This window comes from Streptomyces sp. NPDC005483, from assembly GCF_040606035.1.
Classification (GTDB): domain Bacteria; phylum Actinomycetota; class Actinomycetes; order Streptomycetales; family Streptomycetaceae; genus Streptomyces.
Genome location: NZ_JBEXEA010000002.1, coordinates 570,065 through 587,414 on the forward strand (window position 1 = coordinate 570,065; position 17,350 = coordinate 587,414).

The 17,350-nt window shown below is 68.7% G+C and carries 11 protein-coding genes; 2 read left to right on the forward strand and 9 right to left on the reverse strand.

Annotation, left to right across the window (positions count from 1 at the left end; genetic code table 11):
• The first annotated feature begins 116 nt into the window (after positions 1–116).
• The gene (locus ABZT06_RS05750; RefSeq protein ID WP_355735316.1) at positions 117–572 is read left to right on the forward strand and encodes a MarR family transcriptional regulator; all 456 of its coding nucleotides are present in this window, start codon (positions 117–119) and stop codon (positions 570–572) included.
• Here ABZT06_RS05750 and ABZT06_RS05755 read toward each other — a convergent pair.
• Positions 547–4,710, reverse strand: coding sequence for a caspase family protein (locus tag ABZT06_RS05755; RefSeq protein WP_355735319.1), 4,164 nt, complete (start codon positions 4,708–4,710; stop codon positions 547–549). The genes ABZT06_RS05750 and ABZT06_RS05755 overlap by 26 nt on opposite strands.
• A gap of 254 nt (positions 4,711–4,964) precedes the next feature.
• Here ABZT06_RS05755 and ABZT06_RS05760 point away from each other — a divergent pair, with 254 nt between their 5' ends.
• Positions 4,965–6,215, forward strand: coding sequence for an MFS transporter (locus tag ABZT06_RS05760; RefSeq protein ID WP_355735322.1), 1,251 nt, complete (start codon positions 4,965–4,967; stop codon positions 6,213–6,215).
• Between the two features lie 44 nt (positions 6,216–6,259).
• On the opposite strand, the gene ABZT06_RS05765 is transcribed toward ABZT06_RS05760, so the two are convergent.
• From ABZT06_RS05765 to ABZT06_RS05800, 8 genes are all read right to left on the reverse strand, one after another.
• Positions 6,260–7,060, reverse strand: coding sequence for an ABC-2 family transporter protein (locus ABZT06_RS05765; protein WP_355735325.1), 801 nt, complete (start codon positions 7,058–7,060; stop codon positions 6,260–6,262).
• 5 nt (positions 7,061–7,065) lie between these two features.
• Positions 7,066–7,869, reverse strand: coding sequence for an ABC-2 family transporter protein (locus tag ABZT06_RS05770; RefSeq protein ID WP_355735328.1), 804 nt, complete (start codon positions 7,867–7,869; stop codon positions 7,066–7,068).
• A 1-nt stretch (position 7,870) separates the two neighbouring features.
• Positions 7,871–8,887, reverse strand: a complete 1,017-nt coding sequence (locus ABZT06_RS05775; RefSeq protein WP_355735330.1) for an ATP-binding cassette domain-containing protein — start codon at positions 8,885–8,887, stop codon at positions 7,871–7,873.
• A 147-nt stretch (positions 8,888–9,034) separates the two neighbouring features.
• Positions 9,035–11,935, reverse strand: a complete 2,901-nt coding sequence (locus ABZT06_RS05780) for a glycoside hydrolase family 2 TIM barrel-domain containing protein (RefSeq protein WP_355735333.1) — start codon at positions 11,933–11,935, stop codon at positions 9,035–9,037.
• Positions 11,936–11,962: 27 nt separating this feature from the next.
• A complete protein-coding gene (locus ABZT06_RS05785; RefSeq protein ID WP_355735336.1) occupies positions 11,963–12,829 on the reverse strand; it encodes a carbohydrate ABC transporter permease in 867 nt (288 codons plus the stop codon).
• Positions 12,826–13,791 carry a sugar ABC transporter permease gene (locus ABZT06_RS05790; RefSeq protein ID WP_355735339.1) on the reverse strand — a complete coding sequence of 322 codons (966 nt, stop codon included), beginning with the start codon at positions 13,789–13,791 and terminating at the stop codon, positions 12,826–12,828. Before ABZT06_RS05790 ends, ABZT06_RS05785 begins: the two co-directional genes overlap by 4 nt.
• A 20-nt stretch (positions 13,792–13,811) precedes the next feature.
• Positions 13,812–15,077, reverse strand: a complete 1,266-nt coding sequence (locus tag ABZT06_RS05795) for a sugar ABC transporter substrate-binding protein (protein ID WP_355735341.1) — start codon at positions 15,075–15,077, stop codon at positions 13,812–13,814.
• Positions 15,078–15,307: 230 nt separating this feature from the next.
• Entirely contained in the window at positions 15,308–17,167 is a 1,860-nt protein-coding gene (locus ABZT06_RS05800) for a glycoside hydrolase (protein WP_355735344.1), read from the reverse strand.
• Positions 17,168–17,350: the final 183 nt, after the last annotated feature.

The following is a 17,350-nucleotide window of genomic DNA, read 5'->3' on the forward strand; positions in this document are numbered from 1 at the left end:
TCGGGACGTGTCGAGAACTGTAGCGCACTATTTAGTCGTGCACAACTGATTAGTGCTCGATAGAATCGAGAGGACTCGAACGGTAGGGTGGAGAGTCCCGGAAGGGGAGTGGTTTCGTGAGTACAACTGCAGACGGGCGGCCCGAGGCGTCCCTGCTCCTGGACGACCAGCTCTGCTTCGCCCTCTACGCGGCGTCGAGAGCCGTCACCGCGCGCTACCGCCCCCTCCTGGACGAGCTCGGGCTGACCTATCCCCAGTACCTGGTCATGCTGGCCCTCTGGGAACAGGACTCGGTCTCCGTGCGCGACCTGGGCATGGCCCTCCAGCTGGAGTCCAGCACCCTGTCGCCGCTGCTCAAGCGGCTGGAGGCGGCCGGGCTGCTGCGCCGTGAACGCCGTCCGGACGACGAGCGGTCGGTTGCCGTCCGCCTGACGGACGCGGGCGCCCAGCTCCGGGATCGAGCCCACTCGGTGCCGCTCGCGATCGGGGACGCCATGGGGCTCACACCCGAACAGGACGCGCTGACCAAGCAGTTGCTCCGCATGATCACGGAAAACGTGGTGGCGGGCTGAGGGTGCCGGTCCGGCGGAAGAGTGCCAGGTCGTTGGCGCAGCAGATGAGGAGCTGATCGCCTACGGCGGCGGCAGCCGTGGCTCGAAGGGGGAGGTGCAGGACCTCCGTGCACTCGCCGGTCCGGAGGTCCCACAGCCGGGCGGTGGCGTCCCTGGAGGTGGTCAGGGCGTGCGGGCGGCCGTCGATGGTGAGTGCGCTGATCTGTGTGACGTTCCGGGTGTGTCCGAGCAGGAGGTGGGTGCGCTCGCCGGTCCGCAGGTCCCATCCGTACACCTGGGTGTCCCTGCTGGTGAGGGCGTACGGGTGACCGCCCAGGTGGAGGGTGATGGCGTACACCACGTGTGTGTCCGTGCTCTGCCCCGCGAGGGTTTTCACACGGCGGCCGGTCCGTAGGTCCCAGAGGTGCAGTGCGCCCTTGTGGTCGGCGCTGAGAGCGTGCGGCACGCCGTCGATGCCGATGCCGGACACCGCCCGGACCGACCCCTGGTCCCCTTCGAGGGACAGTGTGGGGTCACCCGTCCGGAGATCCCTCAGCTCCAGGGTGCCTGTGTTGGTGCCGACGATCGCGTGCGGGTGGCCGTCGATGGTGACTCCGTGCACCGCGGTCACCGTACGTGCGTAGGGTGCGCCCGCGCCTTTCTCGTACAGCGTGAGTGTGCAGGTACCCGTCTGAAGATCCCACAGGCGCGCCCTTCCCATCTCGCCGGTCAGTGCGTGTGGACGGTCGTCGATGCTGAGGGCGCAGACGGCCTGAAGCTTGTCGGCGGTGCTGGTGAGCACCCGGACGCTCTCGCCCGACCAGATGTCCCACAGGCGGGCGGAGCCGTCGAGACTCACCGTGAGGGCATGAGGACGATTGCTGAGGACGGCCGTCGCCACCCCGACCACCCAGTCCGTGTGCCCGTCGTGAGCCGCCGTGGTCTGACTGATGTCGAGACTCCACAGGCGGATGGACCTGTCGTAGGACGAACTGAGGGCGTGGGGGCGGCCGTTGACAGTGACGGCACGGACGGTGTCGACGGTGTTGGTGTGCCCCGTCAGGACATGGGTGCACGCACCGGTGCGCAGGTCCCACGCACGGATCGTCTCGTCGCCGCCGGTGAGTGCGTGCATGCGGCCGTTGACGGTGACGCTGTCGATCGTGTTCACCCGGTTGCTGTGTCCGGTGAGAGTGTGCACGCGGTCGCCCGTGCGGAGGTCCCACAGCCGCACGGTGCCTGCGGCGTCGCCGGCGAGGACGTGCGGGCGGTCGTCGATGACGACGCTGTGCAGCGAGGTCATCGCGCTCTTGCGCTCGGTGAACAGCCGTGTGCACGCCCCGGTGCGGAGGTCCCACAGCCGCACGGACGTGTCGGTGCTCGCCGTGAGGGCGTGAGGTCGGCCGTCGAGGGTGATGCCCTCGATCGTGGTCACGGTGTCGGTGTGACCGGTGAGAGTGAGCGTCGGTCCACCGGAGGTGAGGTCCCACAGCAGGACGGTCGCGGTGTTCTTGCCGATCAGCAGTACGTGGGGCCGGCCGTCGACGGTGATGCCTCTGGCCGTACCCACCTGTACGTCGGGTCGGCCGGGGTATCGGGTGAGGGTGCCGTCGAGGAGGTCCCGCAGGACGAACCCGTCGAGTGCCAGGGTGAGGGAGTGAGCACGGCCCTTTACGGACACCTCGCACAGGAGCCCGGTGTCCGGTTCGTCGGACACGAAGGTACGGACGCACTCGCCGGTTTCGAGGTCCCACTGCTGCAGGGTGCCCAAAGCGGTGCCGTCGGTGAGCGCGTAGGCCTTGCCGTCGACCGTGAAGGAGATGAAATGCGGCAGACCTCGCCCCGGTTCCAACGTCCTGCGATGCGACGGATGGACCAGCCCGCCCGTCGCCCACGCCACCCGCCAGGTTCGCCCGCGCGCGAGTCGCTCGGCCAGTTCCTGCCACTGGTAACGCGCCGCGTCGACGGAGAGGATGTCGCGCCGCGCCTCCGCCGTGGCGGTGGGCAGCAGGTGCGCCGAAGTCCGATAGACCGCGGCGAACTTGTCGGCGTACTGTCCCACCGGAGCGTCCAACGCCCTGAGCAGGGTGGCCGGTTCCGCGTGGACGACATACTCCGTGTCGGTCAGCAGACGGTCGAGGACACCTCCCGCGAGCGCATGACTTGCCAGGTGGGTGAGGACGTACGGATGCGCGGACGCCCAGTCCCGCTCCCCGGTGACGGGGTCGCGGGGTGCCAGCTCGCACAGACTGAGGGCGATGGTGCGCTGGTGGTCGACGGACGACGCCGGTACGCGCAGGTACTCGGCCATGGTCTCGTGGTACAGGCGGAACACCGACCCGCCCGCGCTCTCCGTCTCCGTGATGTAGGAACCGGCGACCTCGAACAACCACTCCAAGTCGTCATTGCCGCACGGCTTCCCGGAGAGTGCCTCTGCCAGCGGCGCCCAGACCGTGGACCAGGGCAGCCCCGCGCCCTGCGCGTAGGCGAGCGGCCGCAACAGCCGTACCACGCGCTGACGTTGGGGTCCGAAGCGTTCGAGATAGTCCGCGAACGCCTGCTCGGCGTCGCTGGGGAGCGACAGTTCCCATCCTGTTTGGCCGGTGTCCACGACCATCTGCCGATGGACGAGGGCGCGCGCGTTCATGCGGGCGACGAGGAAGGACCGGCCCGCGCGGGAGGCGATGCCCGCGGCGACTTCGTTGGCCAGGCCCGGTGCCCGTCGGTAGGGGGAGAGGCTGTCGGGGTCGTGGGAGTCCAGGAGCAGCGCCCGGGCGTAGTCCGTGACGGCCTCGCGGGCGTGGTCGTCCGCGTCGAGGTCCAGGACCTCGACGGCCTGGCCGAGAGACGGGATCAGATCGCGTCGGGTTCCCACCACGAGCCGTACCGCGGGCAACGCTGACAGCGGCTGGAGCAACTCCCGTGCGATACGCCGTCCTTCGGACTGGTCGCCCGCCGTCCCCGCCTCGTCGAGCGAGTCGATCACGACGACGACACGGTCCGAACGCTCACCCAAGGTCTTCAGGAGCTGGGTCAGGTCCGCTTCCGGCAACGAGATCGCCGCCCCCAGATCCCGGACCAGGTCCGCCGTGGTGGACCGACGTGCCCACAGGCGTACAGCGTTCAGCCCCGGCGGAGGCAGCCAGGCGGCCTCGGGATCCATGGCCCGCGCCAGGTGCTGCGGGTCGGTCAGGTCGAGGAACCGGCCGAGCACCGCGGACTTGCCGGAGCCCGGATCGCCGGTGACGACCCGCGCCTTGCGGTCGTGCGGGCCACGTAACCAGCCGGCCAGTGAACCGAGGGCAGCGGTACGGCCGGTGAAGTAGTCGCCCCGCTCGCCGGAGTGCTCAAGCCCCTTGCCGCGCGGCCCGTAGTGGCCCTCGTGCCGCTTCTGGAGCTGCGCCAGCACGGCGAGATCCAGGCCGTTCCGATCCACCGCCGGGATGTAGCGGACGTTGTCGAAGAAAGGGTCCTGACCGGTGCTGTCGATGACGGAGTGGCTCGCGTGCTGACGTTCGGCGTCGAGCAGCTCATTGATGCGTTCGGTCACTTCGCGGACGCTCAAATAGCGCTGGGACGGCCCTGCCTGGGGCTTGGCGAGCACCTGCTCCAACGCGTCGACGAACCTGTTCTCCTTCGCCGTCTCCTTGCCGCGGGCGGCCGCGATCATCGCGCGCTGGGCGCCGGCCCGGTGTGTGTGCGTGAGCTGGGCCGCCAGCGCCGCGACGCTCTCCGTACCCGTGCTCGCGTAACAAGTGTCCAGGACGACCAGAAGGTGTCCGGCCCGGCTGCGCAACAGGGGCCGCATCAGGGCATGGGTGCTCACCGCCGTCGACCAGAGGCCCGGACGATGGTCGGAGCACAGCAGATAGTGTTCCCGTTCGTCCTTCTGACCGTGGCCCGCGAAGTAGACGACCACTGTGTCCTCGGGGCCCAACTCCGCGTCGTGGGCCCACTCGTCCAGGCCTTCGACCAGGGCGCCGTGGGACGGGTTCGCCGAGTGGTTCACCAACACACGTGTGTATCCCATGGGTTCGAGCAGCCTCGCCACCCGTTCCGCATCCACCGTCGCGCCCGGCAGGGCCGTGATGGCGGAGTCCCCGTACGTGCTCACCCCGATGGAGACGAGAAAGCGTCGCCCGGCCCCCGTGTCCGTCATGTCAACCCTCCGTCGGTGGACCGAGTCGACTGAGAACGAGTGCGTGTCCGCGGCGCTGGTCAGGAGGCCTTCCGTACCGGGGCCCCTGGGTACTCGTCCCGTCCGGCGGATCGACCCTGGCTTCCAGGTGATGTTGTGGGTGAAGTCTCGCATAGCGATGGCGAAGGGGCGGCGGTACTCCAGGGGGTGGGGTGGTAATTCGCTTGGGAGTCGCGACCGGTGGTCCTAAGGTGGCCGGGGCACCGGGGAGGGGCATGGCGAAAGAGGCTTGGCGGTACGACCGGACCGACAGCTCCCTTTCCCCGCAGGCCAGTTCGCGCCCCCTGTGTTGGCAACGCGACTTCGCCGTCTTCTGGGCCGCGCAGACCCTCTCCGTCCTCGGTGACTCCTTCGCCCTGATCGCCCTGCCCCTGCTGGTACTCGAGACCACCGGCTCCCTTGCCCGGATGGGACTGCTGACGGCGGTCGGTGGTGCCGCCTCGGTCGTCGCCGCCGTGTTCGCGGGCGTGGTGGTGGACAGGGTCGACCGGCGTCGGCTGCTCATCGGCTGCGACCTCGTACGCATGGTGCTGTACGGGGTGATCCCGCTGGTGTGGCTGGCGGGGCCGCATGTCTGGCTGTTGTACGTCGTCCTCCCGCTGTGTGAGGCGGTCGGCATGCTGTTCGCCGTCGGGTACGTCACCGTCGTACGGAGTCTCGTCGGAACCGGTCGACTCACGGAGGCCAACGGCCGGTTGAACGCGACGGCTGCGGCAGCCGGGGTACTGGGACCGGTGTGCGCGGGAGTGGTGGCGGCCTGGACCGGGCCCGCCACCGCGGTCGGCGTGGACGCGGCGAGCTTCGGGGTGTCGGCGCTGTGCACGCTCTTCGTGCGGTTCCGCGCCCGCCCCGCCGAGGCGCCCGAACGCACCGGCCTGTGGCGGGACCTGCGCACCGGAGTGGACTTCCTGCGCGGACATCCCGTGCTGCGCTCGCTCACCGTGCTGCTGTTCGTCTTCAGCTTCCTCACTCTCGGCCTCAACGACCTGGTCATCTACCACCTCAAGCACGACCTGGGCCACGACGACGGCACGGTCGGCGCCGTCATGGCCGTCGGCGCGCTCGGCACCATCGCCGGGGCGCTGCTGGTGGCCCGGGTACGCCGACGGCTCGGTTTCGGCGCGGTCTGGACCGGCTCGGTCGCGTTGTGCGGGCTCGCGTTCGCCGGGATCGGCTGGGCCCGTTACGTGCCGGTCGTCGCGGCGCTGAGCGCGGTCTTCCTCGCGTGCGGCGGCATGGCGGGCACCTGCTCGATGTCCCTGCGCCAGGAGGTGACACCGGAACCCCTCCTGGGTCGCGTCACCTCCGCCTTCTGGACCCTCCACTACTCAGCCGCCCCGATCGGCGCGGCCGTCCTGACCTGGGCGGCGGCCCACCAGGGCACGGCTCCGGTGGGTCTGATGGCGGGCGCCGCGTGCGTACTCGTCGCGGGCGCCGCCCTGTTCACCCCGATCCGGCGTTCCTGACCCGACGACCGCTCAGCAGGCCCCACCTGTCACGGCCATGGGACTCACCCGTTCACCCCGGAATAGTGCCGAAGACTCCACCGCCACAGCACCCGCGACCCCAGGTACGCCACCACGCCCAGCAGGGGTGACACCGCCGCCAGCCAGTACGGGACGCCCGTGTCGTGGCCGTGGCCGGTCAGGACCGCCGCCGGGAAGTACGCGACGAAGGCGAGGGGGAGGCCGTAGGTGAGGAGGCCGCCGACCGCCTTCGGGAGGACGTTGAGGGGGTAGCTGCCGAAGGTGCCGAGGAGTTCCTCCAGCCAGCGGCTCCAGTAGTCCGCGGCCGGGAAACGCAGGCCCGCGCAGGTGATCGCGGTGAACAGGGCCGCCTCCAGGAGCATGCCGCCGATCACGGCCGCGATCAGGTAGGAGACGCGGCCCGGTGTCCAGTCCAGCCGGCTGCGGCTGAGTGCGCCGACCATCAGGCCGACCGCGACCGTCAGGTCGCCGATCGCGTTGGTGGGGAAGTACTCCAGCTGGAGCTGGCGGTACACCGGCATCGGGCGCGTCAGGTAGATGTCGATCCTGCCCTCCTGGATCTGCCGGCCCGAGCCGTGCACCCGGCCCAGCAACAGGACGAACAGTCCGTGGGCGAGCATCCTCGTCGCCGGGATCAGCAGGACCTCCGAACTGTCCCAGCCGCCCATCCCGGTGAACCGGGTCAGCAGCACGGTGGCGAACACGATCACCGACACCTGCCAGATCGCACCGATCGCGATCATCAGCAGGAACTCCGTGCGGTACTCGAGCTGCGCACGGAAGTTGAGACGCGTGACGCGCCACGCGATCCGCATGCCGTTCACTGGCCTCAGCCTCCTTGGGAGATGACACGACGGGCGGCCCGCCGCCACAGGAAACGGGTGAACACGGCGAGCGCCACGACCCAGAACGCCTGGATCGCCAGCTGTCCCCAGGCGTCCGACAGCGGGATGCGGCCGATGTACAAGGACAGCGGCACGCTCAACGTGGCCTGGAACGGGAGGAATTGGCTCAGCGTGATGAACCAGTCAGGGAAGAACCACAGCGGCGCGTACACCCCTGACAGCAGGTTCTGCGCGAAGAGCAGGATCAGCATCGCCGCGGTGTTGCGTACCGTCCAGAAACACAGCTGGTCCAGCGTCAGCATCACGAAGTACAGGACGCACTGGCCGAGCAGCAGGCTCAGCGCGAACACCCCGGCCACGGCTGCCGACCTGGGCGGATCCACCACCCCTGCCGCCAGACAGACCAGATAGCCGCCGAGCGCCCACGCGAAGCCGTACAGCTGCTCGCCGAGGGCGCGCAGGGCGTGGTAGCGCTGGGGCGGCAGCGGGCGCAGATACCAGTAGACGATCGTGCCGAAGTGCATGTGCTGGAGCACGGTGTCCCGGCCCGCGTACTGGTCCAACTCCCGCAGGCGGGAGGCGAGTACGGCCAGCACGGCGTACGTGACGGCCTGGCCCTCCGCGAGGCCCGCGGTGGTGCCGGTGTGGGAGTACAGGCCGTGCCACAGGGAGGCCACCAGGACCACCTGGACGGCCAGCCGGACCAGGACGGCCGTCATCCTGGGCGGTGCGTGCAGCTCGCCGAGCGGGGTGACCCGGGCGGCGCGCCAGGCGTGCAGGACGGCCATGTCAGACCGCCCCGGTCGCGGGCTCGGCGTGGACGTAGGCCGCCCGCATCACGTCTTCGAGGTCGGCCTCGTCTATGGCGACGCCCGTCACCTCGTACCGCTCGATGACCGCCTTCAGGGCCTGGTGCACGGTCGGGGCGTCCGGTCCGTCGGGGCTCTCGGGGCCGAACACGACCTGCGGGCCCTCCTTGCGCAGCACCGCGATCCCCGGCAGCGGGACGACGTCCGTGTGCGCGTCGGCCAGGGTGGCGCGGACCTGCCAGGTGGAGCCGAACTTGCGGCGGATCTCGTCGAGCGAACCGTCGAGGACGAGCCGGCCGTGGTTGATCAGGACGACCCGCTCGGCGAGCCGCTCGACCTCGGTCATGTCGTGGGTGGTCAGCAGGACCGTACGGCCGCGCTCCTCGACCTGGTGGCGCAGGAACTCCCGCACCTGCTCCTTGACCACCACGTCCATGCCGATGGTCGGCTCGTCGAGGAAGACGACCGGCGGGTCGTGCAGCAGCGCGGCGGCCAGATCGCAGCGCACGCGTTGGCCGAGGGAGAGATGGCGGACCCGGGTGTCCCAGAACGTGGACAGTTCCAGGATGTCGTCGAACTCCTTGAGGCGCGCGGCGTGTTCGGCCTTCGGCACCTCGTAGATGTCCCGGAGGATCGAGAACGACTCGCGCACCGGCAGGTCCCACCACAGCTGGGTGCGCTGCCCGAACACCGCGCCGATGTTACGGGCGTTGCGTTCGCGATCCTCGTACGGCACCACGCCCGCCACCCGGGCCTCGCCGGAGGTGGGCGTGAGGATGCCGGTGAGCATCTTGATGGTGGTGGACTTGCCGGCGCCGTTCGGGCCGAGCAGGGCGAGGAGTTCGCCGGGCGCCACGTCGAAGGTGATGTCCGAGACGGCGTGCTTGGCGACCCGCTCCGGGTTGACCAGGGAGCGCAGAGTGCCGGCGAGGCCGGGGCGGCGGACGGTGGTGTGGAAGGTGCGCGAGAGACCGCGGACCTCGATGCTTCCTCTCACGGTGTGAACTCCCTTGCGCGAAACGGGTTGCGGCCGGTCGGCTGAGAAGCCGACCGGCCGCGGGCACACCATGACCGTCGCAGAATCCCGATCACACTGGCAATGGATTAATCCACCTGTGAATTGGACTAATCGATCACTGGGAGGTCACCGGGAGAGCACCGAGAAGACGAACGAGAACTCCGCCGGCTCGGCTCGCAGGTGGTACTGCGGCAGCGGACCCGGACCGCAGGACTGCGAGCCCACACCGTGGTGGCCGTGGTCGAGGTTGACCCACACCGTGTCACCGGCCCGCAGATCCGTCAGATGCGAAGCCGCGTCCAGCTGCTCGGTCGTCCAGCGCCGCGCGGTGAAGGAGAACTCCGGGTCGCCCTCGATCCGCAGCCCGCCGAGCTCCACCCAGCGGACGTCGGCGCGGGCGCCGTTCTCCTGCGGGCGCAGATACGGCGTCTGCAGCTCGTCCACGGTCGCGTTCCAGCGCCCGACCATGGAGGCCTTCCGGGTGTCCGGGTAAGCCTCGCCGGGGCCGCCGCCGAACCACCTGACCTGGTCGGCCTCGGACAGTCCGAGCCGGATGCCGAGCCGCGGCAGCGGCTGCGTCCACTCACCGTCGGGGCTGACGGACACCGTCAGGCCAAGCCGCGAGCCGTCCGAGGTCCAGCGGTAGACCACACCCAGGCCCACCTCGCGGGCCGCGGGCGCCACTCGGGTGCGGACCGTCAGCGCGTCCTCGCCGACCTCCACCGAGGACAGGCGGTGCCGCATCCGGTGCAGGCCCAGCGTGCGCCACAGCGCGCTGTACTGGATGCCGGAGTTCCACTCCGTGCCCTCGTCGTTGTCGGTCGTCGCCCGCCAGACGTCCAGCCGCGGGCTCTCGACGGCGACCCCGCCGATCGCCTTGAGTGCGCCGGTACGGCCGTCGAAGGACGCCGGGCCCAGGGTGATCAGCTTCTCGTCGCGCGCCGGCCGGCCGGTGGCCGCGACGGAGGGCCGTACCGGCGAAGACGCCGGGAGCTGGCCCCACGCGACGACATGACCCTTCGGCGCCCAGGCCGTGTCGGACGCCAGCAGCGCCCGTACCGTCCACTGCGCCTCCGCGCTCTCGTGCGCGGGCGGCTCCGGCAGCTTCAGGTCCGCCGACTCACTCGGGGCCAGCGCTGGCACCGCGAGCGTGCCCGCCTCGACCGTCTCGCCGTCCACCTGGTACGACCACTGGAAGTCCAGCTGGGACAGGTCCGCGAAGTCGTACTTGTTGGTGACGCGTACGGTGCCCTCGGCGCCCTCGATGCGGACCGGCTCGATGACCTTCTTGTACTCGATCAGGCCGGGGGAGGGCGTGCGGTCCGGGAAGATCAGGCCGTCGCAGACGAAGTTGCCGTCGTGCAGCTCCTCGCCGAAGTCGCCGCCGTAGGCGTAACCGAGCTCGGCGTGCTGGACGCCGTGGTCGATCCACTCCCAGATGAAGCCGCCCTGGAGACGGTCGTACTTCTCGAAGAGCTCCTGGTAGTCCGAGAGACCGCCGGGGCCGTTGCCCATGGCGTGGCCGTACTCGCACTGGATGAACGGCAGCTCGCGGCGCCCCAGCGTGCCGCCGTCCAGCCGCTTGCCGATCTGCTCGACCTCGCCGTGGAAGGCGTACATGCGCGAGTACACGTCGGTGTCCCGGCAGTTCCAGTCGCCCTCGTAGTGCACCAGGCGCGAGGAGTCCCGGCCGTGGATCCACTCGGCCATGGCGGTGAGACCGCGGCCGGTGCCGGCCTCGTTGCCCAGCGACCAGAAGACGATCGAGGGGTGGTTCTTGTCCCGCTCGACCATACGGGCCGCGCGGTCCAGGAGGGCCGGGGTCCAGCGGTCGTCGTCGACGGGGTTGTCCCGCCAGTCCTGCTCGGTGAAGCCGTGGGTCTCCAGGTCGCACTCGTCGATGACCCACAGGCCGTACTCGTCGCACAGGTCCAGGAAGGCCGGGTGCGGCGGGTAGTGCGAGGTGCGCACGGCGTTGATGTTGTGCCGCTTCATCAGCAGCACGTCCTCGCGCATGGTCTCCAGGTCGAGGGTGCGGCCCTTTTCCGGGTGCCACTCGTGCCGGTTGACGCCCTTGAACAGGACGGCCTTCCCGTTGACCTTGATCAGACCGTCTTCGAGGACGACCGTACGGAAGCCGACGCGCAGCGGTACCCGCTCGCCCTCGGTGACCAGCTCGCCGTCGTAGAGCCGGGGGCTCTCGGCGCTCCACGGGGCCACCAGGGCCGTCGCGGACTCACCGGTCGCGACATCGATGTCGAGGGCGGGCACCAGTACCCGCCCGTCGACGTCGGAGTCGACACGCAGGGTGCCCTCGCCCGTGAGGTGGTCGTAGGAGGCGTGCACGAAGAAGTCCAGGACACCGCCCGCCGGGCGGTGCAGCAGGGTCACCTCACGGAAGATGCCCGGCAGCCACCACTGGTCCTGGTCCTCCAGGTAGGAGCCGGCCGACCACTGGTGCACGCGGACCGCGAGGACGTTGCCCTTCGGCTTCAGCAGGTGGCCCACGGCGAACTCGTGCGCGAGCCGGGAGCCCTTGAACTCGCCGATGTCCGTGCCGTTGAGCCACACACGGGCGCAGGACTCGACACCGTCGAAGCGGATGACGGCGCCGCCGTCCGAGGGCCAGTCCTCCGGGAGGTCGAAGACGCGCAGGTGGTCGCCGGTCGGGTTCTCGGTGGGGACGTGCGGCGGGTCCACCGGGAAGGGATAGAGGTGGTTGGTGTAGATCGGCAGCCCGAAGGCTCCGTCGCCCTGGAGGACCCAGTGCCCGGGGACCGTGACCTCGGCCCAGCCGGCGGCGTCGTATCCCTCCTCGGCGAAGGAGTCGTCCTCGGCGTCGGCGGTCGCCGACAGCCGGAAGCGCCAGGCGCCGTCGAGGGGCAGGGCCTTCGCGTCCGAGGACGCGTACCAGGCGCGGGGCGGGAGGGCCCCGCTGCCCGGTGATACGTCCTCGACGTAGTCGAAAGCGCATGGGGGTCCCCCCGCTCGAGCGCAGTCGAGAGTGGGGGAGGTGCGGAAAGACATCGGTCTCCAGGTCCTGAGAGAGAGGTGTCAGCCCTTGATGCCGGTCTGCGCGATTCCCTGGACCAGCCAGCGCTGGAGGAAGAGGAACACGAACACCAGGGGCAGGATCGAAATGGCCGTGGCCATGAAGATCAGGTGGAAGTTGACGGTCTGGTTGGTCATGAAGGAGGACAGCGCGACCTGGACGGTCCAGGAGCTCGGGTCCTGGCCGATGACCAACGGCCACAGGAAGGAGTTCCAGGCGCTGATGAAGGTGATCGTGGCGATCGCCGCGAAGAAGTTCAGCGAGTTGGGCACCACGATCCGCCAGTATGCGCCCCAGTAACCGAGCCCGTCCACGCGTGCCGCCTCCTCCAGCTCCTTCGGGAACCCGAGGAAGTACTGGCGGAAGAGGAAGCAGGTGAAACCGCTGAAGAGACCCGGGATGATCATGCCGCGGTATGTGTCGACCCAGCCGAGGGAGGAGACCAGCACGAAGCTGGGCACGAAGGTGACGGCCGTGGGGACCATCAGGGTCGCCAGGACCAGGTAGAAGACCTTGTTGGCGTGCTTGTAGGGGATGCGGGCGAGGCCGTATCCGGCCATGGAGCAGACCAGTAGGGTGCCGAGCGTGCTCAGGACGGCGATCACCAGGGAGTTCCACAGGGACTTGCCGAACTCGACGGTCGGGTCGTCGAAGAGCTCGGTGATGTTGCCCCACTGGAAGGAGGGCAACAGCTTCCAGTTCTCGCCCGTGATCTCCAGATCGGTGGAGAGCGAGTTGCGCAGGATCAGATAGAAGGGGACCAGGAAGAGGAGGGCGGCGACACTGACGGCGATGTACAGACCGGTGTTGCCGAGGACGCCCCCGCGCTTCTTGCGATTCTTGCCGGCGACTGGTGTGGTGACGGTCACTTGTCCTCCCCTCCTCCGAAGCCCATGATCTTGCCCTGAGCCAGCGTGACGATACAGATGAGCAGTGACAGGATGACCGCGCCCGCGCTGCCGGCGCCGTAGTCCTGGCTTGTTCCGAGAGCCGCTTTGTACAGCACCATGAGGGGTGTCTGGGCCCAGGTAGCCTTCTGCCCGATGATGTTGAAGAACTCGTCGAAGGCCTGGTAGGCGGCGATGAGCAGGAGCAGGATCACGGCGGTCGAGGTGGCCCGCAGCTGGGGCAGCGTGATGTGCCGGAAGGTCTGCCAGCCCGGCTTGGCACCGTCGATGGCGGCGGCCTCGTACAGCTCCGGCGGGATGTTCTGCAGCGCCGCCAGGAAGAGGATCATGTAGAAGCCGGCCTGGATCCACAGCCGCAGGGTCACGATGACCAGCCAGTACCAGGGCGGCGACGGGTTGGACACCCAGGCGACGTTATCGGCGCCGAACCAGCTCAGGACGGTGTTGGCCAGCCCGAAGCGGACGCCGCTGAAGATGGACATCTTCCAGATCAGGGCGGCGGCGACGTAGGAGACGGCGGTCGGCAGGAAGAACACCGACCGGAAGAACGCCCGCATGAACCGCAGCCGGTGCACCAGCATCGCGAGCCCCAGGGACAGCGCCCAGGTGGTCGGCACGATGAACGCGGCGAACACCGTGAACGTCAACAGGGAGCCGGGGAAGCCGCTGTTGGTGAGGATCTGCTTGTAGTTGTCGAAGCCGATGAAATGACTCGGCGTGACGGTGTAGCGGGCGTCGAAGAAGCTGAGCCAGACCGACCAGACGATCGGCACGAAGACGAAGATCGTCAGGCCGATGAGGAACGGGCCGGTGAACAGCCAGAAGTTGAACGTCGGGTTGCCCCCGAGGGCCCGCCTCGGCCGGGCCGGGGAGGCCTTGGCCGGAGCGGGCTGGGCGACCCCGGGTGTGGTGGTGGTCGACATGTCGTGGTTTTCCCTGAGGCCTAACCGAACAGCTTCTTGAGTTCGACGTTGACCTTCTTGTCGCAGGTGTCGAGCGCGGCCTCGGGGCTGCCGTTCTTACGGACGGAGGACGCGATCACGTCGGCGAAAGCGGTCTGCATCGTCTGGTCGTAGGCGATGTTGTCGAAGTGGCCGTAGTCGGTGAAGAGCTTGACGCCCTCGGCGGCCAGGCCGGACTTGAGCTTGGTGGCGCCGTTGGCTATCGAGGTGCGCGGCGGGATGTGGAAGCCGTACGAGGTGGCCCAGTCCTCCTGGTACTTCTTCTGGTCGATCCACAGCCACTTGACGTACTCCTTGGCCGCGTCGACGTTCTTGCTCTTGGCGTTGACGAAGATCGACCAGCCGCCGTTGTACACGGACTGCTTGCCGGCGCTGCCGATCTTCGGGAACGGGAAGATGCCGATGTCGTCGCCGAGCGCCTTCTCCATCGCGGGCATCGCCCACATGCCGCACCACTGGATGGCGGTCAGGCCCTGGTTCAGCGCGGACGGGTCCCACCAGTCGGCCGGGGCGTCGAGGAGCAGGTCGCCGCTGGTGAACAGTCCGCGCAGCTGCTTGAGGCCGCCGGCGACGCCGTCCGTGTGGTAAGCGATCTCGTTCTTCTCGTTGATGGTGTCGGCGCCGGCGGACCAGATGATGGGGTTCTGGATCGCGCTGAGGTCGTTGCCGAGGAAGAGGCCCTTGACCTTGCTGGTGGTGAGCTTGGCTGCGGCCTCGATCAGCTCGTCGAGGGTGGTCGGGACGTCGATCTTGGCCTTTTCCAGCATCGACTTGCGGTAGAAGAAGAACTGCGGGTCGTCGATCATCCGGATCCCGTAGATCTTCCCGTCGACCGTGTGGGACTTGATGTCGTTCGGGTTGAAGTCGTCCTTGACCGGGTCGATGAGGTCGGTCAGGTCCGCCACCTGACCGCTCTTGACCAGCTGAAGCTGCGGGTGGAACTCGAAGACGTCGGGCGCCTTGCCGCTGAGCAGGGCCGCGAAGAGCGCGGACTCGAAGTTGTTGCCCGTGATCCAGTTGGTGCTCACGTTGGCCTTGTCATAGGCCGCCGCGTACCGCTTGATGGCCTGCTCCGTGCCGGCCTCGCCGTAGGCGTGGAAGTACTGGGTGAGCTGCGGGCCCGAACCCCCGCTCCCGCCCCGGCCGGTGTTGCCGCCGCACGCGGCCAGTCCGCCGGCGGCGGCCAGACCCATCGCGGCCTTCATGACGTTACGACGGTTCCAGTTGGTGCTGCTCATTGCCGACATGCTGACGTCCTTGTCTCGAATACGGCTGCGGCTCTGTGCCTTGGCTCTGCGGCTCAGTGCCAGGTGGCTCAAATGGACCTGCGGTGCGGGACGTTAACCTTCGGCTAAGGCTTCGGCAAGGGGTTGGACGAAGTCTGCTCGAAGCGTTGTGCAACGTTCGGGATACCGGACACCTCGGGGTCGCGGGCCGCCGCACCAGCGGCCCGCAACCCCCTTGCGGAGGTGAGGTGTTACTGCTTGGACCAGGCCTGGTTGGTCCCGCCGTTGCAGGACCACAGGCCGACCTTGCTGCCGTCGGCCGTCGCCTGTCCGCCGACGTCCAGGCAGGTGCCCGACGCCTCGCCGACGACTTGGCCGTTGGAGTTCAGCAGCCATTGCTGACTGCCGTCACGGGTCGCCACGGGGCTCGTCGTGAGCCCCGAACTCCCCGCGGTCAGATAGCCGTTCACGCCCTTCAGGCGGCCCTTCGCGTCGTACGACCACACCTGCTCGGCTCCGCCGGTGCAGGTGCTGATCACCGCCCCGGAGGCGTCCGCGGTCAGGCACTTGCCGGACTGCTTGCCCGCCAGCGCGCCCGTGACCGCGGAAGAGCCGCGGCCCTTCTGGTCGAGGACGTACGTCGTGATGGACCGGGCAGGCAGGGTCGCCGAGGCTGTGCCGCCCTTGACGGTCGGTTTGGTGACGTTCGCCCAGCTCTCGGTCGCCGAGGTTCGCACGGCCTTGCTCGCGCGCACCGGCGTCTTGCTGTTGAAGTGCAACCGCAGGGCGGTGTCGGTGGTGTTGTGGTTGTTGACCACGGCGACCCACTTGCCGTGGTCGTCGTACGTCGACACCTCGACGCCGTCCGGGACGCCGGTCACGTTGTGGGCGACCGAGCCCGGCCGGACGAACTTGCTGTACTGGCCGAGCGCGTAGTAGCGCTTGGTGTAGTACAGCGTCTGGTTGCCGTTGGTGGCGTAGTTCGGGTCGTAGTAGATCAGGCCGTCGTTCCAGCCCTCGGAGTTCTTCGCGAGGGGGTCGGAGCCGATCATCTCCGACAGGGCGACCCACCACTGGAACGCCGAGTCGTGCGCGGTCGCGAAGTCCTTGTAGATGATCCTCGAGAGGTTCAGGCCGCCGTCGATCGTGGGGTCGTACTCCTGCGCCCAGCCCGTGCCGCCGTTGCCGAAGCAGCAGATCTCCGTGGACCAGGACTGCTTGCCGACCGACCGGGACGTCTCGTAGACCTTCGCCCGCTGGTCGTCGCCCGGGTTGTTGTAGGTGTGGTGGGCGAGCTTGTCGACGTACTGGGCGGTGCCCGGCTGCGAGATCCACTGCGGGACCTCGGTGTTGAAGCCGACCGTGCTGCTGGACTCGTCCGCGATGATGCCGGTCCGCCGGCCGCGGGCCTGCTGCTCGGCGCCCAACGCCCGCACGATGTCGTCGCGTTGGTCGACCGGTACCAGCATGCCCTCCTGGCCGCAGTCGGCGAAGCTGTTGGTCGGCTCGTTGAAGGGGCTGATGTAGTCGAACCGCACGCCCTGCTTGGCGAAGTGGTCGGTCACGTCCGCGACGTACTCGGCGTAGTCCCGCGTGTTCTCCGACTTCAGGTAGCCGCCGCAGCTCTTGGCGTTGGTCTTCCACTGCGCCGGCGCGCTGTTGACGAAGGCGATCAGGTCCTTGACGCCGTACTTGGCGGCCGCGTACAGGAACGTACGGCCCGCCTTGTCCTTGCTCCAGTCGTACGACCCGTCGTCCTTCAGGAAGTCCTCGGGGGCGCGCGGCGCGTAGGTCACGCCGGTGCCGCCACCGCCGATGTTGTAGCGGTAACTGCTCAGCGCCAGGCCGTCCTGGGAGAAGAGCAGCTGGGAGACTTTGACCTGGACCTTCGGGTCGAAGTTCTTCAGGTCGTTGACCCACCAGGCGCCTGAGGCACCGATGTTGTCGATGGTCTGGGCGGCGTGCGGGGAGACTTCGGCCACCGTGGGGGTGGAGGCCGACGCGGGCGGAGCGGATATCAGCGGTCCCGCGACAGCGAACGCGGCTGCGGCTGTCAGCAGGGTCGATCTCGTGCGGTGGGGGTTGCCAGCTGCTCTCCGGGGAGCGCGCACGTGGTTTACCTCGATCCTGTGAGGGTCGGCTTCTGGGCTTGCGGTGTGCTGGGCCGTTCGGGCTACGGTGATCGTGCGATCTAGGACGCCGGGTACGGCGCCAGCGTGCGGGGCCCCCGTCTCCACCGGAGCGATGGTTCGGGGCCTCCCCGTCGCCTCTGGCCGTACCCAACTGGCCAGGTC